The 23,470-nt window shown below is 38.5% G+C and carries 23 protein-coding genes, 1 tRNA gene and 1 pseudogene; 22 read left to right on the top strand and 3 right to left on the bottom strand.

Going from position 1 to position 23,470, the window contains the following annotated elements; all coding sequences use genetic code 11:
• The first annotated feature begins 5 nt into the window (after window positions 1-5).
• From DW000_RS05615 to DW000_RS05595, 5 genes are all read left to right on the top strand, one after another.
• Window positions 6-1,367 carry a potassium transporter TrkG gene (locus DW000_RS05615; RefSeq protein WP_120055512.1) on the top strand — a complete coding sequence of 454 codons (1,362 nt, stop codon included), beginning with the start codon at window positions 6-8 and terminating at the stop codon, window positions 1,365-1,367.
• A 35-nt stretch (window positions 1,368-1,402) separates the two neighbouring features.
• Window positions 1,403-2,053, top strand: a complete 651-nt coding sequence (locus DW000_RS05610; RefSeq protein WP_004698681.1) for a TrkA family potassium uptake protein — start codon at window positions 1,403-1,405, stop codon at window positions 2,051-2,053.
• 112 nt (window positions 2,054-2,165) lie between these two features.
• Complete coding sequence (locus tag DW000_RS05605) at window positions 2,166-2,972, top strand: hypothetical protein (RefSeq protein WP_120055510.1); 807 nt, start codon at window positions 2,166-2,168, stop codon at window positions 2,970-2,972.
• Between the two features lie 12 nt (window positions 2,973-2,984).
• Window positions 2,985-4,085, top strand: a complete 1,101-nt coding sequence (locus DW000_RS05600; RefSeq protein ID WP_120055508.1) for an AAA family ATPase — start codon at window positions 2,985-2,987, stop codon at window positions 4,083-4,085.
• 135 nt (window positions 4,086-4,220) lie between these two features.
• Window positions 4,221-5,864 (top strand): VWA-like domain-containing protein, encoded by a 1,644-nt coding sequence (locus DW000_RS05595; protein WP_120055506.1) that lies wholly within the window; start codon window positions 4,221-4,223, stop codon window positions 5,862-5,864.
• 106 nt (window positions 5,865-5,970) lie between these two features.
• Here the strand turns inward: DW000_RS05595 and DW000_RS05590 are convergent, their stop codons facing one another.
• Entirely contained in the window at window positions 5,971-6,648 is a 678-nt protein-coding gene (locus DW000_RS05590) for a metal-dependent hydrolase (RefSeq protein ID WP_120055504.1), read from the bottom strand.
• Between the two features lie 108 nt (window positions 6,649-6,756).
• On the opposite strand from DW000_RS05590, the gene moaC reads away from it, so the two are divergent.
• The 10 genes and pseudogenes from moaC (at window position 6,757) to DW000_RS05540 (ending at window position 16,388) form a co-directional block, all read left to right on the top strand.
• Window positions 6,757-7,269: a cyclic pyranopterin monophosphate synthase MoaC gene (gene moaC / locus DW000_RS05585; RefSeq protein ID WP_012864663.1), complete on the top strand. Its 513-nt coding sequence runs from the start codon at window positions 6,757-6,759 to the stop codon at window positions 7,267-7,269.
• Between the two features lie 28 nt (window positions 7,270-7,297).
• A complete protein-coding gene (gene trmL / locus DW000_RS05580) occupies window positions 7,298-7,783 on the top strand; it encodes a tRNA (uridine(34)/cytosine(34)/5-carboxymethylaminomethyluridine(34)-2'-O)-methyltransferase TrmL (RefSeq protein WP_077708617.1) in 486 nt (161 codons plus the stop codon).
• A gap of 105 nt (window positions 7,784-7,888) precedes the next feature.
• Window positions 7,889-8,254, top strand: a complete 366-nt coding sequence (locus tag DW000_RS05575) for a YlbF family regulator (RefSeq protein ID WP_008714407.1) — start codon at window positions 7,889-7,891, stop codon at window positions 8,252-8,254.
• Entirely contained in the window at window positions 8,229-9,158 is a 930-nt protein-coding gene (murB, locus tag DW000_RS05570; protein ID WP_120055502.1) for a UDP-N-acetylmuramate dehydrogenase, read from the top strand. Before DW000_RS05575 ends, murB begins: the two co-directional genes overlap by 26 nt.
• A 138-nt stretch (window positions 9,159-9,296) precedes the next feature.
• Window positions 9,297-10,244 (top strand): annotated as a pseudogene (locus tag DW000_RS09975) (4Fe-4S double cluster binding domain-containing protein).
• Window positions 10,245-10,440: 196 nt separating this feature from the next.
• The gene (typA, locus tag DW000_RS05560) at window positions 10,441-12,252 is read left to right on the top strand and encodes a translational GTPase TypA (protein ID WP_004696644.1); all 1,812 of its coding nucleotides are present in this window, start codon (window positions 10,441-10,443) and stop codon (window positions 12,250-12,252) included.
• A 265-nt stretch (window positions 12,253-12,517) separates the two neighbouring features.
• Window positions 12,518-13,237, top strand: coding sequence for a DUF4198 domain-containing protein (locus DW000_RS05555; protein WP_120055500.1), 720 nt, complete (start codon window positions 12,518-12,520; stop codon window positions 13,235-13,237).
• A gap of 145 nt (window positions 13,238-13,382) precedes the next feature.
• Window positions 13,383-15,626 carry an autotransporter outer membrane beta-barrel domain-containing protein gene (locus DW000_RS05550; protein WP_120055498.1) on the top strand — a complete coding sequence of 748 codons (2,244 nt, stop codon included), beginning with the start codon at window positions 13,383-13,385 and terminating at the stop codon, window positions 15,624-15,626.
• A gap of 99 nt (window positions 15,627-15,725) precedes the next feature.
• Window positions 15,726-16,184, top strand: coding sequence for a low molecular weight protein-tyrosine-phosphatase (locus DW000_RS05545; RefSeq protein ID WP_120055496.1), 459 nt, complete (start codon window positions 15,726-15,728; stop codon window positions 16,182-16,184).
• A 129-nt stretch (window positions 16,185-16,313) separates the two neighbouring features.
• Window positions 16,314-16,388, top strand: a tRNA-Arg gene (locus tag DW000_RS05540).
• A 104-nt stretch (window positions 16,389-16,492) separates the two neighbouring features.
• Here DW000_RS05540 and DW000_RS05535 read toward each other — a convergent pair.
• Window positions 16,493-16,912 carry a hypothetical protein gene (locus tag DW000_RS05535; protein WP_120055494.1) on the bottom strand — a complete coding sequence of 140 codons (420 nt, stop codon included), beginning with the start codon at window positions 16,910-16,912 and terminating at the stop codon, window positions 16,493-16,495.
• A gap of 109 nt (window positions 16,913-17,021) precedes the next feature.
• Here DW000_RS05535 and DW000_RS05530 point away from each other — a divergent pair, with 109 nt between their 5' ends.
• The 5 genes from DW000_RS05530 to DW000_RS05510 all read left to right on the top strand — a co-directional run bounded on the left by DW000_RS05530 (window position 17,022) and on the right by DW000_RS05510 (window position 20,600).
• Complete coding sequence (locus DW000_RS05530) at window positions 17,022-17,873, top strand: hypothetical protein (RefSeq protein ID WP_120055492.1); 852 nt, start codon at window positions 17,022-17,024, stop codon at window positions 17,871-17,873.
• Window positions 17,874-17,980: 107 nt separating this feature from the next.
• Window positions 17,981-18,586, top strand: a complete 606-nt coding sequence (locus DW000_RS05525) for a LemA family protein (protein ID WP_120055490.1) — start codon at window positions 17,981-17,983, stop codon at window positions 18,584-18,586.
• 351 nt (window positions 18,587-18,937) lie between these two features.
• Entirely contained in the window at window positions 18,938-19,753 is an 816-nt protein-coding gene (locus DW000_RS05520; RefSeq protein WP_024061734.1) for a class I SAM-dependent methyltransferase, read from the top strand.
• Window positions 19,754-19,762: 9 nt separating this feature from the next.
• A complete protein-coding gene (locus DW000_RS05515) occupies window positions 19,763-20,110 on the top strand; it encodes a nitrous oxide-stimulated promoter family protein (RefSeq protein WP_004696632.1) in 348 nt (115 codons plus the stop codon).
• Window positions 20,100-20,600: a folate family ECF transporter S component gene (locus DW000_RS05510; RefSeq protein ID WP_120055488.1), complete on the top strand. Its 501-nt coding sequence runs from the start codon at window positions 20,100-20,102 to the stop codon at window positions 20,598-20,600. The genes DW000_RS05515 and DW000_RS05510 overlap by 11 nt, the downstream gene beginning before the upstream one ends.
• A 77-nt stretch (window positions 20,601-20,677) precedes the next feature.
• Here the strand turns inward: DW000_RS05510 and DW000_RS05505 are convergent, their stop codons facing one another.
• Window positions 20,678-20,956 carry a hypothetical protein gene (locus DW000_RS05505; RefSeq protein WP_004696628.1) on the bottom strand — a complete coding sequence of 93 codons (279 nt, stop codon included), beginning with the start codon at window positions 20,954-20,956 and terminating at the stop codon, window positions 20,678-20,680.
• 192 nt (window positions 20,957-21,148) lie between these two features.
• Between DW000_RS05505 and ilvB the strand changes: the two genes are divergently transcribed.
• Both ilvB and ilvN read left to right on the top strand, forming a co-directional pair.
• Entirely contained in the window at window positions 21,149-22,876 is a 1,728-nt protein-coding gene (gene ilvB / locus DW000_RS05500; RefSeq protein ID WP_120055486.1) for a biosynthetic-type acetolactate synthase large subunit, read from the top strand.
• 8 nt (window positions 22,877-22,884) lie between these two features.
• The gene (ilvN, locus tag DW000_RS05495; RefSeq protein WP_120055484.1) at window positions 22,885-23,397 is read left to right on the top strand and encodes an acetolactate synthase small subunit; all 513 of its coding nucleotides are present in this window, start codon (window positions 22,885-22,887) and stop codon (window positions 23,395-23,397) included.
• Window positions 23,398-23,470: the final 73 nt, after the last annotated feature.

Here is a 23,470-nt window from a genome sequence, read left to right as displayed (position 1 = left end):
TCAGTATGTGGCACGATATTTCCCATTCTCATGTACAACGGTACATGCAACAAAATCCCTATCGATTATTAGCGTTTAGCTTTCTAGGCGTCATGATTATAGGTACAATATTGCTTATGTTACCGATGGCGAGTGCTCAGGGGCAAACGACGGCTCTTGTAGATGCCGCTTTTACCGCCGTATCTTGTGTTTCGGTAACAGGGCTGACCACTGTAGATACTTATTATCATTGGTCTTTATTTGGTAAGCTTGTAATGGTTATCCTTATTCAGTTAGGTGGGTTAGGAATTGTATCTTTCACGACCATAATTGCTTTGCTTCTAGGTAAACGAGTAGGCCTTAAAAATCGTGTGCTTTTGTCCGAGGACGTTGGACAGGAGGGTATGACTGGTTTATTACATATTACGAAAAAGTTAACGCTTTATACCTTTGCTATTGAAATTGTGGGAGGCATAATCTATACGATTCAGCTATATCCCTATATTGGACAGGCTGCATTGTATAGCGGTATCATGCAAGCTATTTCCACCTTTTGTAACGCTGGATTTGTATTTTTTGATAATGATCTACCTTATGCCATGGTAGGGGACATATTATTTAATATCAATACAGCAGTACTAATTGTTATCGGTGGTTTTGGCTATTTAGCGGCCTTTGACATATGGTCACACCGTAAGGTGCGACGATTTGTTGACTTAAAACTTCACACTAAGATTATGTTAGTAGGCACAGCGATTCTTATCCTATTAGGAACTATCATTTTTTTAGGTGTGGAATGGTCAAATCCAAAAACCTTTGGGTCATTACCGATTTGGAATAAAATAATGGCCTCTTTATTTCAAGCGATTACGCCGCGTACAGCTGGGATTGCAACGGTTGATTATAATGCATTACATCCAATTACCTTGTTTGTTACCATTATTCTCATGTTTATTGGTGCGGGTCCGAACTCTACCGGTGGAGGCGTTAAAATTAGTACCGTAGCAGTAACCATACTTGCATCGCGTACCTTGTTTAATAACCGTCCAGATACAGAGATTTTTGAACGTCGTATTTCATTAGTAACAGTGCTTAAAGCCAACGGGATTATATTTTTATCGCTTCTTCTTATTTTAATAGCCACCTGTTATCTAGCCTGGGATGAGCCTTATGATTTTATTCGATTGTTATTTGAGGTTACGTCCGCCTTTGGGACTGTAGGCCTTACGACGGGAATTACGTCTGATTTATCTGAAAGCAGTAAATGGGTGCTGATGCTTGTTATGTTTACAGGTCGTGTCGGTGTTATGACCGTTATTGGTACATGGGCTCTTAGGACTTCACCAACGAAGCCAATTGGGTATGCAGAAGAGAATGTATTGATGTAATTGAGTAGAATAGTTAGTCTATCAGGAGATATAGCATGAAATATAAAACAATTGCCGTCATTGGTCTTGGTCAATTTGGTACGACTATAGCCAAGATGTTAGCCTCTATGAATCATGAGGTTTTAGGTGTAGATATTAATCCAGAAATTGTACAAAAGGTTTCCCCTTATGTAACACATGCTATTGTAGCAGATACTACTGATGAAGAGGCTATTAAAGCCTTAGCTTTGAGCCAATTTGATATAGTTATTGTTGCCATTGGTGATAATATCCAGGCTAATCTCATGACTTCGATGTTGTTGAAAGAAATGAATATGCCTCATGTGGTTTCGAAAGCTGAAAATGCACTCCAAGGTAAGATGCTCAAGAAGATGGGGGTAGATATGGTCATCTATCCAGAATATGATGTGGCACAACGGTTAGCTCAATCGTTGACACGAGAACATGTAATGGATTACTTACAGCTATCTAAAAGCATTAGCCTTATTGAAGTAGATATGCCTAAATTTTTGGTAGGCACCTGCTTAAAAGATTCTAATCTGCGTGAGAAATATAATCTTAATGCTGTAGGCATCAGGCGTGGGGAGGATTTAGAAGTCCCTCCTAATCCGTTTACGATTCTTTCGGCAGAGGATAAACTATTAATCATAGGAAATAATTCTGATTTAGATGCATTAACAGTGTAGTAAGTATACGAAAGAGATATAAATATATCGAAAAAATATGATATAATAAGATAGAATTCAGTATAGGCCATACGTATTCGTATGGCCTTTTAATATAGAAATGAAGGTTATTATGACAGAGGAACAATATATAACGGCGCTGATGAATAACCCACATGGGATTCGAAATATTCCAAATCCTACAGAAGCTATGCAACTTACATGTGTGGGGCAAAACGGTATGTTGTTACAATATATTAAAGAACCTACTCAAAAGGTTATTGAAACGGCGCTTTCACAAGCACCACGCGCTATACAATTTGTTGAAAATCCTACAGAAGAATTGCTAAAGGCTTTAGTGGAAAAAGATTGGGCAGTTTTAGAATATATCGACAATCCGTCTGATACATTAATTCAAAGTGCATTAGCTCAATCAGGCTGGGCTATTCGCTATATTGCGAACCCATCTGAAGAATTGCAATTAGAAGCGGTGAAGGCGAATTATGATGCCTTACAATATATCAATGCTCCAAGCGAGGTTGTGCAGTTACAAGCCGTGCAAGAAAGTTACTTGGCCTTGCGTTACATTGATAAGCCGAGCGTAACTGTTCTAGAAGCAGCAGTAAAGCAAGATCCACAGGCAATGCGTCAGATTACAAATCTCACTAAGGACTTGGCTTTGCATCTATTTAAGGTAAGTGCGACTATCGTCGGGTATATACCTAATACATTGGGCGTTACGGTAGATGAAATCAAAGCTATAATTGTAGATGCTATTTCCGGCGATACAGTTGATGAAGACTATATACGTGAGTTAATCAACAATAAAGCTATCGGTGGACGTCAATCTAAATGGCCCATCGATTTGTTGTCACTTATAGATGCTTATGGCACCAAAATAGTTAAGAAAATTGCAGTAGGCGAATATTTGAAATATTAGAATGGAGATACAATGAACTTTATAGATACAATGGCAAGCGTTGAGTTAGTGCTTGCCGCTAATCAGGTGCCCTTGCTTGTTGGTGAGACGGGCATTGGTAAAACCTCTCTCGCAGCGCGCGTTGCAGAGGTACATAATTGGGAATTAGTAACTATTGACGGAAACCTCTTAAAAGAAGGTGAAATCGGTGGCTTGCCTACAGTAGAAACGGTGACTCATACGGATGGTCATGGCAATAGACGGGATGTGAAAACTACAGTATACGCTGTGCATCATACATTGGAACATGTGGCACAAGCCGTAGATAAAGGGCGCCAAGTATTGCTGTTTATCGACGAAATTAACCGCGCAGAACATGCAGTTCAACAAGAGTTGATGAACCTTATTCTAAACCGTGAAATTAATGGCTTTTCTTTAAGTGATCAAGTGCGCATCATAGCCGCTATGAACCCTGAAGATTCCTTTGATTACCAAACCATCGATATGGATCCGGCACAACAAAACCGATTCGTATGGCTTTATATGAATGCTGATTATATGCAATGGATTGACTGGGCTATTGGTGCTGGTATTGAAGAAAAGGTTATTGAATTTATTTCTTCCTATCCAGAATATTTAAATCAACGTCACGAAGACGATATCGATGCCACACCTCGTTCCTTTGAACGCGTGTCCGGTCTATATAGAATTTATAAGAATCAAGAGGGCACAAGCTATAGTCGGGATGTATTTATGAATGTTATCCGCGGTAACGTAGGTAAACTCATTGCGGAGGCTTTTGTAAACTTTATCGAGTCCAATCAAGAACCTCTTATTACCTTTGATGATGTATTAACAGCGGTTCAAAAACCAGGTGCTATTATGTCTATGGCTGAGCAGGTTAAAGGTGAAAGCCCAACTCGCCTTTATGTAGCAGCAAAAAATATGTTGCATCGTTTAAATCGCAATAGCAATGCGCAGGAAGTACATCACTTTGTGGAGTTTTTAACCTTGTATCCAGGGGATTTGCGCGTAGCGGTTATGAAAGATCTTCGTAACACGTATGAGCGCGTTTACGCTTATGCTATTGAAGATGACCTTTTTGTAGATACTTTCTTTGAAGCGCAAAAATAATTCTATGTGTGTAGTTAACCAAATCAAAGCTATATATAGATAATCGACTTTAGTAAATTATTAATTATTATGCTAATTGATATATGGCATATGACATATATTAAATTTGTTTTCTAAAGAAAAGGAGGTGTAAATATGCAACGAAACTTAGATAAGGACGATATACGTGATGCGTCGGATTTACTGACTCATATAGATGGCTGGGAAAAAACGGGTTCTTATGATGCGAAGGCTATCGAGGCTCTTGATCGATGGCATGCGAAACGAGAGCGCATACATTGCGAAGCAGAGGCTTTGTATACGCAAATATACGCATCCTATGAGGCCTATGTAGATAGCTATGAAGAACAACATCATAGTATGGCGCCTGAACGCATAGCGGCCGATCTTATGAACCATAATATGTCGGATAGCCATATAGGTACCATCGGTCGTGCGCTTGAAGATGTACACGTAGAAGGTACGGACCTTGCCGTTATGCAGCAAGCCGTAATGACGCCTGCCTATGAGCAACGGTTGTGGAATATATTGCATGATGTAAACAGCTTGCTTCTTGAAGAGGACCAATTCTTTGGTTACTTTTACTTACAAATGACTCATCGCATTCGCTTTGATATGACCAGTGCTTTTGGTATTAATCTTAAACAGGGCGGCTATGTGTTATATATAAATCCCTTTATCTTGTTACGTCAACCGCCTGATGTGATGAAGGATGGTATTAAGCGTGAAGTTCTTCATATCATTTCTGCTCATTTGATGCGGGTAAAAGCACTGAGCCAAGGCTTTCACAAAACAGCAGTCCATATGGCTATGGATATGGTCGTAAACGATTACCTTGAACATGTAGACCGTGATGCGGTAACGGTAGCCAATGTAAATGCGCGCTTTGGTTTGTTATTAAAGCGTTTCCGTACCATTGAATACTATGCGAAGGCTATTGATAAGGTCATGAAAGAAAAACCAGACCTCTTTGTGCCCATCGATAACGCAGATACGGCGGTTGCTATGGAGTTTGACCCTCAAACCAGCCATGATATTTGGGATGAATCCGATTCTATTGATACAGATACGATGGACCAAATCACGGAGCGCTATATCAACGAAGCCTCAAAGGGGGATATGGAAGGCTATGTGAAAAGCCTTATCGATACATTCCAAAAGACACGTCGTGCTTTGCCGTGGTATTTTTATCTCAAAAAGCTAATGGGCAAGGTAGCGAGTGGATACAAAAAAACGACGATGCGTCGTAATCGTCGTCAACCTGAGCGTTTGGAGTTGTCTGGCACATTACGTCAACATAAGGCAAATGTATGGGTAGCTCTTGACATGAGTGGTAGTATAACTGATGTGGAGTTTACAAATGCTTTAGAGCAAGTGCTACAAATCGTGCATGCTTATAACCATCGTATTACTGTTGTAGAATGTGATAATGAAGTACGCCGCACCTATACGATGGAATCCGTGAAGGATGTGAAGCCGCGCCTCGATGTACGTGGCGCTACAGCCTTTACCCCTGTATTCTCTCTGGCTAATCAAAACCGTGTAGATTTACTTGTATACTTTACAGATGGCAAAGGGGAAGAGCGACTACGAGAGGCGCCAAGAGGCTATAAGGTGCTGTGGGTATTGACCGGTGAGAATCCACAATTATCTTTGTATAATCCGTACGGTATGGTTCGTGAACTCGGTTATGTGGGGATTGATGAAACTCAGGATATTGATGAGTTTGTACGTATGGCCAACCGCGGTGGCTTTTCTATGGCTAATCAAGAGATTTAGTATATTAGGTTGCATGTTTTTTTATAGGTTTAATCTTGAACTAAAATGGTATACAAAAAAGACGCAATCCTCTGGATTGCGTCTTTTTTGTTCTGTGGATTTATTATTAGCTGTTAAGTTCAATAGAGGAGCCTGGATCGATAATGAGTGCTGTTTGGTTATACTTGCCTTCTACAAGGCTTGTAAATACACCTGGTTCACGGTCGATAACAGGCCATGTTTTGTAGTGAATTGGAATGGAAATACGCGCTTTTACATAAGAGGCAGCAAGGGCTGCATCTTCAACCCCCATTGTGTAATTATCACCGATAGGAAGAAGGGCGTAATCGATTTCACCAAAGCGATTTAATAATTTCATATCGCTAAAGAGTGCTGTATCACCAGCGAAGTATAGGATATCTCCGTAGAAATCTACAATACAACCTGCAGCGTGACCGCCAGGGATGCCAGCGCCGTGGAAGGCAGGAACCATTCGAACAGAACCGAATTCAAAATCGAACTTGCCACCTAAATGCATGGCGTGTGTACGACAACCGGCAGCTGCTGCTTTACCCGCTACCTCAGCCGTAGAGATAACGAGGGCGTCATTTGCTTTGGCAATAAAATCTGTGTCTCCATAGTGATCATCATGGCCATGACTGACAAAGATATATTGGCATTTGATATCTTCTTTTTTAGCGATATCCCATGTATTACCGGTCAAGAATGGGTCGAAAATCATGGATACATCGCCACGTGTGAGCATAAAGCAAGCGTGACCAAAATAAGTTAGTTTTGTTTTCATAGGAACACTTCCTTCCTTGTACATATAATTCTTAATTCTATTGTATAATATAATAAATGAAAATAAAACTATTGGTGATAATTTATACATAATTAGTAAGGATATATTATGGATTTAACACATTTTGATCAAGATGGAAATGCTTGGATGGTAGATGTATCAGATAAGGATATTACAACTCGTACCGCTGTGGCAGAAGGCTTTATTACTATTAATGATGCAATTTATGAACGCATTGCAGCGGGAACAATAAAAAAAGGGGATGTTCTTAGTGTGGCTCAATTGGCAGCTATTATGGGGGCGAAACAGACGAGTAATCTCATTCCCCTTTGTCATCCGTTAGCATTAACTAAGGTTGAGGTGCATTGTACTCTTGTTGATGGTGAAAGTCCAGCCTGTACGGATTCTACACATAATAGAGCTGTTAAAGTTCATGCTACCGTAAAAACGACAGGAAAGACAGGTGTTGAAATGGAGGCACTTACGGCGGTTCAAGTAGGACTTTTAACAGTCTACGATATGTGTAAAGCTATTGATAAGGGGATGATTATAGGCCCTACATATCTTGTAGAAAAAGAAGGCGGGAAAAGTGGACATTTTGTCCGTTCCTTTGTAGAATAATATAGATATAAAGAATAGGGGATTGAAAATGGAAATAGTACTTTATGAGCCTGAAATTCCAGGCAATACAGGAAATATAGCGCGTTTATGCGCCGCCAATCATATGACCTTACATCTGATCAAACCCCTTGGCTTTTCTATTGATGACAAGCACGTAAAACGAGCTGGCCTTGATTACTGGCACTTGGTAGATGTACAGGTACATGAAAATATTCAAGAATTATATGAGAAATATCCTGATCGTAGATATTTTTATGCCACTACCAAAGCAAAGCATACTCATTCCGAGGTGAAATATGAAATCGGTGATATGCTCGTTTTTGGGCCTGAAACAAGAGGGTTGCCTGAAAGTTTATTAGAGGGGAAAGAGGATACATGCATTCGTATACCCATGGTAGATGAAGCACGTTCTCTGAACTTATCTAATGCGGTGGCGATTATAGCTTATGAAGGTATGCGTCAACTTGATTATCCAGATCTTAAGGCTGAAGGCAATTGGATTCAATCTAAATAAATAGACTTTCATAATTGAGAAATATATTATACGTATGTGTTAGAAGATCTACCAAATCTATATGACCGGTAGCGATTTTAACGGTGTTGTTTGGAGGAGGATATTATGAACTACGATAAAGCTCATGATTTAGCTCACGCAATGCGTGAATCTGAAGAGTACAAAGAGTTAATGGCTGCTCAGGAAGCAGTGAAAGCAGATGCAGTAGCAACGGGTTTGGTTCGCACATTTATGGCTCAACAAATGCAATGGGAATATGCTAAGTTGTCTGGTGCTCCAGAAGCGGATGAGTTGCAGAAGAAACAAGAGGAATTGATGCCTCAAATTCAAGAAAATGCTGCAGCGGCTGCTTATTTGCAAGCGCAAATGCGTTGGAGCCAGATTTCTAATGATATTTATAAAATCATTAGCGAACCAATCACTGAGGGGATGAAAGTGTTAGATCATGGCGAACAACAACCAAAACATTAAGGTATTACAAACAGCTTTATTAGAAAAATTACCAAGTACACGTGTACGAGAGCAGGAGCTTCTTTGTCATCATACGACATTCAAAATTGGAGGACCTGCGGACTTATTTATTGAACCTACTACGATGGCAGAACTTAGTTTTACACTTCGTACCATTCACGAATTAGATGTGCCTGTAACTATTATTGGTTGTGGATCTAATATTTTAGTGAAAGACGGAGGTATCCGTGGCGCTGTCGTATCAGTTCGACATATGACCCAAATCATGGATTGTAACGAAAACACATTGTGCATCGGTTCCGGGTATATGTTAAAGGATGCTTCTGAATTTGCTTGGGAGAATAGTTTATCTGGTCTTGAATTTGCTATTGGTATTCCAGGCACACTTGGTGGTTCCGTATTTATGAATGCAGGTGCTTATGATGGGGAAATGAGCCATGTAGTTACTGCAGTGAGAGCCGTAGATTTCCAAGGAAATATTAAAGAGTATGATGGATCTCACTTGGACTTTGCTTATCGTCATAGTGTATTCCACGATAATCATGAAGTTATTGGGGAAGTCATTATGACACTCAAACCAGGCGACAAGGATGCCATCAAGGCACGTATGGATGAGTTAACAGAAAAACGTGAATCAAAGCAACCTTTGGAATATGCCAGTGCAGGTTCAACCTTTAAGCGCCCACCAGGGTACTTTGCAGGTACATTGATTGAACAAACAGGCCTAAAAGGTTTGTCTGTAGGTGATGCGCAAGTATCCCACAAACATGCAGGCTTTGTCATCAATACAGGTAGTGCAAGTGCGAAGGATGTACTTGACCTGATTAGTGAGGTACAACGTCGTGTGTATGATCAACATGGTGTACATCTCGAACCAGAAGTACGCATGATTGGTGAAGATTAATACAAATTAAATACTAATATAAGATTTCTTATGTAATGTTACTCTTTTAAGGATGACGGATTCATAAGAAATCTTTTTTTATAGTTTTTAAAAGAGTATGATAGGTTTACAGTTAGTTCATATTTTGGAGGCGATGATATGAATACTTTGTTGGCCCAGGAGATTTATGATAAAGCGCTAGCGTGTGGGTATGACAGTTGTGGTATAGTGCCTCTTGATGCACTTGATTTTTATAAAGAACGGTTGATAAAGCGTTTAGAAGATGTACCTGAAAGTAAAGAGGTATATGCGCATAGTAAAGATTTTTTAGCATTAAAAGAAAAGTATCCTTGGGCACAATCCATAGTGGTTTGTACTGAATATTTTGGTGATTATAAGTTTCCTGTATCTCTTCGAAACCGATATGCAAAAGGGTTGTTGTTATCTTTGTCAAATATTCCTCACAGTGATGAGTTTAAACGACGGCAATCTTTTGAAGCCTAGCTTGGTGAAAATAGAATACGATATATTGGCGGTGAAACGGCGAAACCTGCCGGAATTATTCCTTTACGGCCCGCTTCGGTAGCAGCTGATTTAGGCATTTATCGAAAAAATAATTTTTTTTATGGACCTAAAGGTTCTAGCTATGAACTGGTAGGCTATTTAATTGATGCGTCCTGTGAGTATATTCAACAGTTAGAGATACCACCATGTCCGGATTCTTGTAATTTATGTCAGCAAGGGTGTAGGACAAAATCCTTATCTGCACCGTTTACTATGAATCCGTTAACATGTGTATCTTATATCAATACCTTTGGTGATGGTAAATTGCCAGAAGGTGTGACAGAGGATATGTTGGAAGAGTGGATATTAGGTTGTGATAATTGCCAAGACTGCTGTCCGTTTAATAAAAATCATGATTGGAGTATAGGTAAAGATTATCCTGGGCTTAATGCATTAGAACTTATACTACAGCCAGAATATATTTTGAAAGCCTCTGATAAGGAGATTATAGAAAAGTTGATTCCTAAATTCTGTTTCCATTTAACAGATAAACAAATTCCGTTGTTGCGTAAATCTGGTAAGCGGGCGATAGAGCATAAATAGGTTGTGTCTTAAGATGAATCAAAAGTATAATCGAATGTTGAAATTGCCATGATTAGAATAGGTGTACTGTTTTGACTTTTTTCTATAGACTGCGTTATAATTAACTGTTGCCAATTTTGGGGAATATACCTGCATAGCCCATTTTATCGAGGCTATGTGATATAGAATATACTGAAAGAATTAAAGGGAGGATCTTATGATTCGCGAAAATCTTCGTAATGTAGCGATTATCGCCCACGTTGACCATGGTAAAACTACTTTGGTGGACGCGTTATTAAAACAAAGCCATGTGTTCCGTGAGAATGAAAAGGTAGCAGAACGCGTAATGGACTCCAACGACTTGGAACGTGAACGCGGTATTACTATTTTGTCTAAAAACACTGCTGTTATGCATGATGGCATCAAAATCAACATCGTTGATACTCCAGGCCATGCTGATTTCGGCGGCGAAGTGGAACGCGTACTTAACATGGTTGATGGCGTATTGCTTCTCGTAGATGCTTACGAAGGTCCAATGCCTCAAACTAAATACGTTTTGCGTAAAGCATTAGAGCAAAAATTGAAACCAATCGTAGTTATCAATAAAATCGACCGTCCTGACCAACGTGTTAAAGAGGTTGAGGATGAAGTCCTTGAATTGTTTATGGAGCTTGAAGCTGATGATGATCAACTCGACTTCCCTGTAGTTTACGCATCTGCTCGTTCCGGTGTGTCCAAAACCAACTGGGATGATGAAGCTGTAAACATGGAACCGTTGTTCAAAACATTGATTGATGAGATTCCGGCACCACAAGGTGATATGGAAGGCCCTCTTCAATTCATGGTAACTACACTTGATTACGATAACTTCATCGGTAAAATCGCCGTAGGTCGTATCGTTCGCGGTAAAATGAAAACTAACCAACAAGTGGCAATCATGAACGGTGAAAGCACTCGTAAAGCGAAAATCGGTCGTGTGTACACATACAATGGTTTGAATCGCGTTGAAACTGACGAAGCTGAAATGGGTGATATCATTGCCTTTGCAGGTATCGACGATATTAACATCGGCGAAACAGTAGCGGATGCTGAAAATCCTGAAGCATTACCATCCATCTCCATCGACGAACCAACATTGTCTATGGTGTTTTCCGTAAATAACTCTCCATTCGCAGGCCGCGAAGGTGAATTCGTTACATCCCGTCACTTGCGTGATCGTTTATTCCGTGAAGTAGAAACTAACGTTTCTATGAAAGTAGAAGAAACTGATTCTGCAGATGCGTTCAAGGTATCTGGTCGTGGTGAATTGCATTTGGCAGTATTGATTGAAACTATGCGTCGTGAAGGCTACGAATTACAAGTAGGTAAACCTCGTGTAATTTTCAAAACTATTAACGACCAATTGTGTGAACCGCTCGAAGCGTTGACCATTGACGTACCTCAGGAATTTATGGGTACCGTAATGGAAAATCTCGGTCAACGTAAAGCTGAGTTGACTAATATGGTTGAATTGGCCGGTTATCTTCGTATGGAATTCGTAGTTCCGGCTCGTGGCTTGATCGGTTTCCGTGCACAATTCTTAACAGCTACAAAAGGTAATGGTATCATGAACCATGTATTCCATGGTTATGCACCATATAAAGGTGAAATTCCTTCCCGTACACGCGGTGCTTTGGTAGCATTCGAAAATGGCGAAACTACTCCATATGGTTTGAACTCCGTTCAAGATCGTGGTACATTGTTCGTTGGCCCTAACCAAGACGTGTATGCAGGCCAAGTTATCGGTGAAAATACACGTGAACTTGATATGGATGTTAACCCATGTAAGAAAAAACATGTTACCAACATGCGTTCCAGTTCCTCTGATGAAGCGGTACGCTTGACTCCACCTCGTATCTTCTCTTTGGAACAAGCTCTTGAGTGGATCAACGATGATGAACTTGTTGAAGTAACACCTGAAAGCATTCGTATGCGTAAAACAATTCTTGATCGTAACGCACGTGCGAAAGCAGCGAAGAATAAAAAATAATATCTCATGCGGATATAATGGCGCTCCTTAAGGAGCGCCTTTTTTATCTAATCTATAAGTATTTATCTAACATATTCTTACAAGTCATATATTCATGAAAATAGGTGATAATTTTATCATTTATGATTATTGGGTATAAAAATAAGTTAATATACTAAATACGCATAATAACTTGCTGATAGGGGTATTGGTATATACGAAATATTTGTAACGCTGTATAATAATAACAAGTTTATTGAAAAAGTTATTGATTATGGAGGTTCTTATGAATAAGAAAATCTTAGCTTCTTTATTTGCAGTAGGTTTAGCTGCAGGTTGTGTGTGCTCTTCCGTTGATGCGCATGGCGTATTCTTTGCTAACCGCTTAGATGAAAAAGCGCTAGTACTTGGCGAAGGCCCTGTTGATGATGCGTATAGCCCAGAAATGGTAAAAAGCATCATTGGCTTAGATAACAATGGCATGGTAATTCCTGTACAAGTTATTAAACATGAAAAAAATGTAGTGGTTGTACCAAATGATAAATTGGGTATTACAGTAACTGACTTTGACTATGGTTATTGGACAAAAGACAAAGATGGTAAAACTGTTCATAAACCAATCTCTGAAGTACCAGGTGCTCAAAAAAGTACACATGCCATTAAATATGACGTTCACTACTGGAATGCAGAAGCAAAACCTTTCAATAATAAAGATGCTTTCATTCAAATCATTCCATCTGTTAACCCATTAACTCTTAGAAAAGGTGATACATTTGAAATCCAAGTCTTGAAAGACGGTAAACCATATGCAAATGCACCTCTTATTAAAGACGTAATTAATGATCTTACTAATGAAAGCCAAGCAGATGCTAATGGTAAAGCAACTGTTACTGTAAGTGCTAATGGCCTTAACGTAGTAGGCGTTGAAGTGGGCTTCCCAACTCAAACTAAAGGTGAGCAAAATAAATACTTCAGTGCATTGTCCTTCATCATCAATCCTGAATAATATAGGATATACTATTTACTAAGTGTGTGAAATAAACAAGACCTCCTAAGTTGGACTTAGGGGGTCTTTTTATATTTTTAGGGTGTACGTATAAATGCGTTCTGTGAGAGCCTCGTATTAGGCGGGGTAAGAAAGAGAGATTTTTATGAAATTACAACGAAATGTATCGGCTGTGATGGCTGCGTTGGTATTAACTGGAATGACCTGCTCTGCATTTGCTACAGAAATTAATGCCACAAGTGATAAAGCGGAGGAATTGCTTGGCTTAACAATGGGGGCACCGGTACAAACACAACCGGAAGTCAAGCATATAGAGGATACCTTGACGGTTAATGTGCATGGTAAAAGCTTAACAGATACAGGTAAAACTAAAAATGTATCAGGTATTTATAATGGATTTGGATCACAATTGACGGTGGATAAAGATTTGATTGTACGTCTTAAGAATGATGCACCAGCCTCAAAAAGGGAACTCGGTCATTACTATATGAGCGCTGTGTATGCTGGTTACGGCGGTAAAGTGCCAAGACTCAGCAAGGACAATCCTGATAGAGATTATGGAGATACTAATATTCACGTCAAAGGCAATGTAGATATCGATGCTATCGGTGTCGGTTTACAAGCTAATCAACGTGGTCATATCATTGTTGAGGGTGGTGGACGTATCATCACTCATCCTTTAGAAACTTCTGATACTTACTCTGTGGTGGCAGAAGAGGGTAATATATACGTTAATACAGGCTCTGACGGAAAACATCCAGGTTCTAAAGAATTGGTCGCTGTTGGGAATATAGGGTTAATTAATAAGGATTATGGACGTGATCCAAATCATAACGAAACGCCAACGAATATAGCATTAGCTTTTACAACACCTAATTCTAAACTTACGGGTGCCGTACTAAATGAATATGCTGAAAGCAATAAGAACCCGCATAATTCTGGTGCTGACATTTACTTACAAAATGGAGGAACTTGGAATAATGAATGGATTGGTATGGAGCGTCCTACCCCTAAAAGAGAACGTCCATCTGGGGATAATGCAGCATATCTATACAAGGGCAGTAAGGTTCGCAATCTCGTAGGTGGATCAAGTCCATCGGCAGCCGGTATACTTCATCCTATTGATGCACGACCTATTACAATTCAAAATTATAGTGGCTATGTGAATGCTGTTTACAAGACCGGTGTTCCAGCTAGTGAAAATGGAAAGGGGAATATCGTTGTTGAACATGCTGCAGATAATAGCCATATTACGTTGCAAGGCGATGGAGCTAATTTGACTAATGATGATAGCTACCGTAAGGAAATACAAGCCTTAGCCGATAAATTACAATATACTGGCAATGATAAGAAACTGAGTACAACTGTTCAAATCAATGAAGGTATTACTCGTCCAGGTGCTGTTGCAGAGCTTGGTGCAAATCATTTTGACTCACAGGGGCGCCTTGTTGTGGGAGATACGACAAAGATTAATCGTGCTAGTGAATCATCCTTGGTAAGTGGCACAAAATCTGCTCTTACATCGACCGCTATGGCATGGAAGAGTAATACCAATGATTTACAACGCCGTTTAGGAGATCTTCGTTTAGCTAATACAAACAAAGGTGTATGGGCGAAATATATAGGCGGTAAATCTAAAATTACAGACGGTGCTGATGCACATATGACGTATAATGGTGTACAAGTCGGCTACGATCATAAGACTTCTAATGGTTGGATTTTTGGCGGCGCTATTGATTACAGTACATCTAGTAATTCATATGCCAACGGTAGTGGTGATGGCAAACTTGGCGGCATCGCCTTGTATGGCACAAAACAACATGATGATGGTCGTTATTTAGATATTATTGCACGTGGTAATAGATTATCCAATGATTATAAGCTCTACTCCGTAGGTGGACAACGTGTGAACGGTGATTACCATACATATGGCACATCCTTAAGCACTGAATATGGTAAACGTATTAAGAAGGAAAATGGCTTCTACATCGATCCTAGTGTAGAATTTATTGTAGGCCGTTTGAATGGTGTATCCTATGATGCTTCTGTTGTCGGTGGTGGTTCTATGCATGTGAAAGCTGATGCTGTGAACTCTGCTGTAGGCAGACTTGGTATTGGCATTGGGAAAGAAACAGAAAAATCCAATATCTTCGCTAAATTAGCATTAGCGCATGAATTCTCTGGTAAGGCAAATACAATATATTCCGCACCAGGTAATCCAACAGTACAAACAACAGTAGATTTGAAGGATACATGGCTTGATGCTGAAATTGGTGGATCTTGGAGTGTTCGTCCTAGTACATATCTATATGGTACATTCACTAAAAACTTTGGTGCTATCGTAGAAAATACATGGCGCATTGATGCTGGGATACGACATAATTTTTAATTGAATATTGCATTAATGGTCCTTATAGCGTATGCTGTAAGGACCATTAGTATATAAGGAGTTTTTTTATGATTAAGCTTTTATTCATTAGGAGTTATAATGGTTAATATTTTATTCATCTGTCATGGCAATATTTGTCGCTCTACAATGGCAGAGTTTTATATGAAGCATATCGTTCAGCAGGCAGGCCTAAGTGATTCTATTTATATTGAGTCTGCAGCTACATCTCGTGAGGAGATAGGGAACGACACTCATTATGGGACTAAAGAGAAATTAGATGAAATGGGTATTCCCTATACTCGTCGCAAGGCACGCCAAGTGACGATGGAGGATTATTACAACTTTGATTATCTCATCATTATGGATGAAAATAATGCGCGTAATTTAAAGCGTATTATTGGGGATGACGTAGATGCTAAGGTTTACAAGGCAATGTCTTTTGTTGGTGAAAGCCGCGATGTAAAGGATCCTTGGTATACGGGAAACTTTGATGAAACATATGACGATGTGAGCCGTAGCTGTGATGCTTTACTAGAATTGATTAAGGCAAGAATATAATAGAGATAGCCCTTATAGTTATCTAACAAGATGCTTAACTATAGGGGGCTTTCTGTATAATCCTAGTTGTTCTATATACTTTATACTATCGAACCATAGCGTAATATGGTATAATTTTTAGGTATTCATGCGCCTATAGCTCAGGGGATAGAGCGCCGGTCTCCGGAACCGGGTGCGCAGGTTCGATTCCTGCTAGGCGCACCAAATAAAAGGCTTCTCGAAATTTCGAGGAGCCTTTTTATGTGTCTTTATTCTTTAGCTTGATGTCTTTATTCTTTAGGTTGATGTATAGTTCAGAAAATTATATGTTAGCATCTATATTTAGTACAACGAATTCCTCGTGATTGAAATTCATTTATCAGTAAGTCTATTGATTTATCAATGATTTCTTCATTAGTTATATATACCATCTTTTTGTAATAGACAGTACTATCAAACTCTATCCAACGACTTGTCTTGCCATTTAGTTTGCAAATTTGCATTCTGCCGGCCCAGCTGTCCATGCTACGGAATTGTTTTCCTTTAGAAAAACGTACCTCACGAATATCGCTTAATTTAAATGTTCTTCTTACTAAGCCAATGCCTATAGAGACTTGATCATTCTTAAAGTAAAGAAGTTTATAACGCTCTTCAGGAGGCATGGATTTAATTATAGATAGGTTATAAGTAGCAAAAGCTACAGCAATGCCGACTAATACAAACATTAGGATTATTATATAGATTCCCATATTTTCAACCCCTTCTTATTTCTATTATAATAAAAATAGGTATCGGATGAAATAATTTGTATAATCAACTTTGAAGCGCTATTTGTTTGTATTAAGGGGAGAGATATAAATGGACATACATGAACGAACTACTAAATGGAGCAAAGGCATATCTGAGATGGATGTATTATCCTTAGCTGAGAAGGAAACAGTTTGTAACAAGGTAGCCAAGCAATTATTCGTTATCTGTGTTACGATAGGTACTTTAATACTGATTGCAATTATAGTTGGTATGTTTGAATATCCATGGCTTTTAGATTATATGACAAATACGGCGAACACAGTAAATCAAAATCTAAGTACTACGCATTCTCAAGCAGGACGGGCAGGTGGTACTATGGCCAGTTTATCCCATATGATATCCGTATTAGCAGTTATGTTGATACCTACAATAGGGGTGTTTTACATTATCAAAAAGCCTTTACTCAAAAGGGAAACAAGAAAATTTGTAGAAAAGAAATTAGCAGCTACTTCTAGTACAGATGATGTACTGACATCGGTGTATTGGGCTTTTTCTAATCAAGAATATGTGGGCGATGATGCTCTCAACAAGGATATCATGTATTATATAGAGGATAATAAAGATAATTGGAATCCTAAAGGCATTGCTGTTAATAATCGTAAGGTATGTATCGTTTATGAAGCTTTCATTACAGGTACTGAACAGCTACGAAGTAATGAGCATATTGTTGATATAACTGATTTAGACGAAGAGAATCGAATTGATGGTGTATTTCAAACTGATATTGAAGTCGAGTTAAGCGCAGAGAATAGAAGATATTTTACTAATGTAGAACTATTAAGAAAAATTCATAATCAAATTGCCAATAAAATAGTAGACGGGCTAGATTCTTTTGAAGGATTAGAATATGTAGAAACAGTAGATAGAATGCCAGTATATCGAGTAATGATTGGTGATTGACAGATTTATATTATTTCATGAATGAAATTTCATATTGGTTATATCTTTCGTATGTATAATATTCTCAAAACTGCAAGGTTATCTGTAATAAAAATGGAGAAGGATTTATGCTTTCAACGCTTATATGTTTATTAATTGTATTCTTGTTTTACTTCTTTATTAAGCAATACAATTTACTGCAAAAGTTGACCGTAGAGATTAAAGCTGCACGTGCCAATGTTATTGTTGCTTACGAGAAAAAGGTGGCTATTGTAAATCAGTTTACAGGCCTTGTAAACGAGTATGGTGATTATGAGAAGCTAATCCAGTTGAATGTGTCTGATAACTTTATTGATATGGCTCGAGAAACATCTAAAGCGGTACAAAACATTACGGCATTAGCTAATCAGTTTCCCGATTTGAAAGCTAATACTCAATATGGTAAATTCTTAGAAGCTATTAGTGAAAATGAAGTATTTATCTCTAATAAGCGTGAAACGTATAACTTTCAAGTGAAAGAATATAATAGTGCGATTGCCCAAATTCCGATGGTATTTGTGGCATCTTTATTGGGCTTTAAACAGGCTCCATTCTTTGATTCAAATAATGAAGCGGCTTTGGCTGAATTTAGTGGTGCTGACCCTGAAGCGATTAAAGATCTTGCTATAAAAGGTACAGATAAATTGAAGGATACAACAAATAAAATTAGAGAATCCTTTGAGAAACGAGAATAAGAAGTGCAAGCCAATGTGCAAAATAATCTAGAAACCCTCCATTCAAATGAGTGGAGGCTTTTTACATAGAGATATATAACTACATGAGTTGAGTTGCTGATAAGATTTCGATATAGAGTTTTATATTTAATAATATCGAAATAATATAATAAATGTGATTTGGGTAACACATTTTGTTTTGAGAATGATGTACAATAAGAATAGCTATATGGAAATCTGAACATCCTAGCCGGAACACTAGGACATATAGGGGAGCGTTAAATTACATAGTGAATTTAACTAAGTGAAAATTACTTATATATGTATCTATAACTCATCCGTTTGAGGATGTAGCTATTTAGAGGGGATAATATGACAAATAAAATACAGGAGCTCACGGTCAACGAAACTTGGCGCGATGAGCAAGACGCATGGAACCATCGTTCCGAGTACTTTGTAGAAATGCACAATCGCGAGGATCGCAAGGCACAGGTCACTGATTTTTTAGCCTTCTTAAAGGATGAAAATTTATTACCTTCATCGAATGGTCGTACACTTGATGTAGGCTGTGGTGTTTGTGATTATGCATTGGGTTTAGCTCGTGAAGGGTATAAGGCGACAGGTATCGATTTATCTGATGGTATGATTCGCGGTGCTAAACAATTGGCAGAGTCAGAAGGTTTAGATCTTAGCTTATATATCGGACCTTGGTCTGATGAAACTCGTCGAGAACTAGGTTGGGATAAAAGCTTTGACTTGGCATATAGTATCTTCTGCCCGATTATGTTTGATGTAGAAAATATTCGCGCCATGCACGATGCAAGTAATGATAAATGTTTATGGATTGCATTTAGCGAACGGAGCGACGAAATGGTAGATATGTTATCTGAACATTTCTTTGGACGTGATTCTTTTCCATGGGATGGTAAGATGAAAGAGTGTTTAGATGCTATCCATGAGATGGGGCATAATGTAAAAGTAATTTATAAAACGGTTCCTGAAACAGAGGTTATGTCTCTTGAAAAGGCAGTTAATTATTTTACCATGCGACTTCATAATAATGGATGGGGAGACATGGAAGACATGAAAGAAGAGATTAGAAATCTCATTGAGCCACTAGCTATTGATGGAGAAATCCATAATAAGACTGTTGATAAGGTGGCTTGGGTTTCATGGTCTGTGAAATAGGAGAGAAACATGACAGTTGATGAGAAACGTAAGTTAGAACTAAAAACTATGTACCAGATTATTGGCATCTATTGTCATAATAAGCACCACACTCCTAAAGGACAACTCTGTGAGGAGTGTCAAAAAGTTTGGCAATATGCTGAACATCGTATAGATGTATGTCCTCATATGGAAAGCAAGACCTTCTGCAGCGTATGTAAAACGCATTGCTATGCGCCTACGTATCGTGAAAAAATACGTGAAATCATGCGCTATGGTGGACCTAGAATGTTATTTATATCACCAATTCAAGTTATTCGCCATATGTATTTAGAGTGGAAGGATAGAAAAAGGAGTCGTACTTCTTATGAAAACTGATATGATTGTAAAGACAGGAATGTTTGTAGCATTGACGGTTTTACTATCTTATATATTTGCTATTCATACTACATTTATACATATTACCTTTGGATTTTTATCAACCGCTATATTTGGTATTTTTTATGGGCCTATGGCAGCAGGTATAATGGCTGCTATTGCCTGTTTTATAGGTATGTCTTTATTTGGACAAGGAGTATTCTTTCCCGGCTTTATCATATCTGAATTTCTTGTAGGCTATGTGTATGGGTATTTTTTACACGGACGTAATGTTACATTTAAACAATTGCTTTTACCGGAGACGATTGTTACTGTATGTATACATCTGATATTAAATACAATATGGCTCACAATATTTTATAACAAAGCAGTATCTGCTATATTTATTGGACGTCTTATTAAAAATATCATTTGTTTCCCTTTAGAAATTGCATTGATTTTAATTGTGTATAAGGCAGTCAGTAAGTTTATGGTACAAAAAAAGCCATAATCTTACAGTATACTAAAATGCACCCCTAACATTAGATTATATGTTAGGGGTGCATTATTATTTGTAAATATAGCGTTTTACGCGAGTGCTTTGTCCAATACAGTTTTGATTAAAGATTTTGTTTGGGCATAGCTTTCACCAGGTTGCGCCTCGTATTGTTTGTCGAGGTCGAACCATAAGTTCGGATAGTATTCATATGGGTGAGTTTTGAAGAGCTCATGTGCATCTTGATCTTCAACCCAGTTGATATGAATATCTGCGTATGCAGGATTTTCTGCAACGAGTTCATCGATAGCACGGAATGCATTAGCGCAATAAGGGCAACCGTTTAAATGGAAACCTAATATTTCTTTCATGATATTCAGTCCTTTCAAAATAGAATCTACATATATTTCTATAATTTGAGATTTTATACATATTCATGTACCACAACATATGGTACACTACTGAGTATAACATATCTATATAAGATATTCAATTTTTTAGATATATCTGATGTGAATATTGAGAATTCGATATGCATGCATTATATAAATAAGGAGATACCTATGATTTCAGGCGCACAGTATCTGGTAAAAGCCCTTCAAGAGGAGCAGGTAGAGTTTTTATTTAACTATCCTGGGGCGGCTACTATTGATATCATGGATGAATTATATAAGCAAGATAAGGTAAAAGTGATTTTGCCGCGTCATGAGCAAGCATTGGCCCATGCGGCAGATGGATATGCTCGTAGTACCGGTAAAGTAGGGGTTTGTATGGTAACCTCTGGACCTGGTGCTACAAATCTTGTGACTGGTATTGCTACTGCTTATTCTGATAGTGTTCCTCTCGTTTGTATTACAGGCCAAGTTGACTTGGGTCTGATGGGCAATGATGCGTTCCAAGAAGTAGATACTGTTGGCATTGTACGCAATATCTGTAAATATGCTGTTACCGTTCGTGATCGTAAAGAGCTTGGCCGTATTTTGAAAGAAGCCTTTTATATTGCTCGCACAGGTCGACCAGGTCCTGTGGTTGTGGATATTCCTAAAAATATTCAAAAGGCTATGGGCTCTGATGAGTATCCTACTGAGGTTAATATTCGCGGTTACAAACCAAATACCACTGTTCACGTAGGTCAAGTTAAAAAGGCCTGTTCTATTATTAGTAAAGCTAAAAGGCCTCTATTCCTATTAGGCGGTGGGGTAAGCATTAGTGGTGCTAACGACCTTATGATGGAGTTGGTTAAAAAAACAGGGATTCCTGTAGTAACAACATTGATGGGAAAAGGTGCTATTGATAGTCGTCATCCATTGTATCTTGGTAATGTAGGGATTCACGGTGGTTATGCGCCTAATGTAGCCATAACTGATTGTGATGTGATGATTTCTATTGGTACCCGTTTTAACGACCGCATTACAGGCAAGTTAAGTACCTTTGCACAAAATTGTAAGATTATCCATATTGATGTGGATGCGGCGTCTATTTCTAAAAATATTAAGGTTGATATTCCAATCGTAGCAGATGCTAAATTGGCTATCGAAAAAATCTTAGAATATATTGAACCTCACGATCTTGGTGACTGGCCTGCGCAATTACAACAACTTAAGGCTGCGCGCCCTGTTACACAAGCTGGTGAAGAGGGTTTAACACCTCAAACTGTTATCGAGTACATTAATCATCACTATGAACATCCTATCGTCACAACCGATGTGGGTCAAAATCAATTGTGGACTATCCAGTTCCTTGATGTGAAAGGTCAATATCAAATGTTGACGTCCGGTGGCTTAGGGACTATGGGTTATGGTTTTCCTGCTGCATTAGGTGCGCAAATGGGAAATCCAGATAAGCGTGTATTTGCTATCTGTGGTGATGGTGGCGTGCAAATGAATATCCAAGAGTTTGCCACTGCTATGCACTACCGTTTGCCTGTGACGCTAATTATTTTAAATAATGGTTTCCTCGGAAATGTACGCCAATGGCAACAATTATTCTACGATAAACGATATGCTTGTACAAATTTATTGATGGATGAAAGCTCTATTGTAACGCGTGATATTATTGATAATAATGAGTTTGAATATGTTCCAAACTTTGTACAATTGGCAGAAGCTTATGGTGCTAAAGCTATGCGAATCACTAAGGTTGAGGACATCGAAAAAGGGTTCCAATTGGCTGATGCTTTTAAAAATGGTCCGACTCTACTCGAGTTCATCATTCCAACGGAGCTCAATGTGTTGCCAATGGTACCAGCAGGTAAGTCTTTAAGTGATATGTTGTTGAAGGATAAAAAATAGGAGGGGCTATGGAAGTACAAATGAAAAAACGCTGTATTTCAGCGTATGTAGAAAACCAAATCGGTGTACTAGCTAAGATTTCAGGCCTCTTCGCAGGAAAAAATTATAATCTTGATACATTGACTGTAGGGGAAACTGAAGATCCTACCATGTCTCGTATGACAATTGAGCTCACATGTGACGATTTGACATATGAACAAATCATTAAACAGCTTAATCGCAGTGTAGAGGTGATTAAGGTTATCGACTTTACGGACATGCGAATTACGAAAAAAGAATTACTATTTATCAAGGTCAATAGCTGTAAAGAAGCGGATAAACAAGAAATCTTCCGCATTGCCCAAACCTTTGATCTATTAGTTGTGGATTATAATCGTAAATCTGTACTAGTACAATGTGTAAAGACCGTATCTAAAAATAATGACATGATTGCCTTATTTAAAGATATGTTTGTCAATCGTATTGAAGTTGTACGCGGTGGTAGCGTAGCTATCGAAGCATTATCTACACCTGATAGATAAGGTGTGTACTCTAGCACTTTAAAAGCGATTTAGGTCTATTCAAATATATAATACATGTATTTGAATAGACCTA

The organism is Veillonella sp. AF36-20BH (genome assembly GCF_003602765.1).
In the GTDB taxonomy this organism is placed as follows: domain Bacteria; phylum Bacillota; class Negativicutes; order Veillonellales; family Veillonellaceae; genus Veillonella; species Veillonella hominis.
The sequence above is the reverse complement of the archived record's forward strand: the minus strand, read 5'-3'. Positions and strand labels throughout refer to the sequence as shown.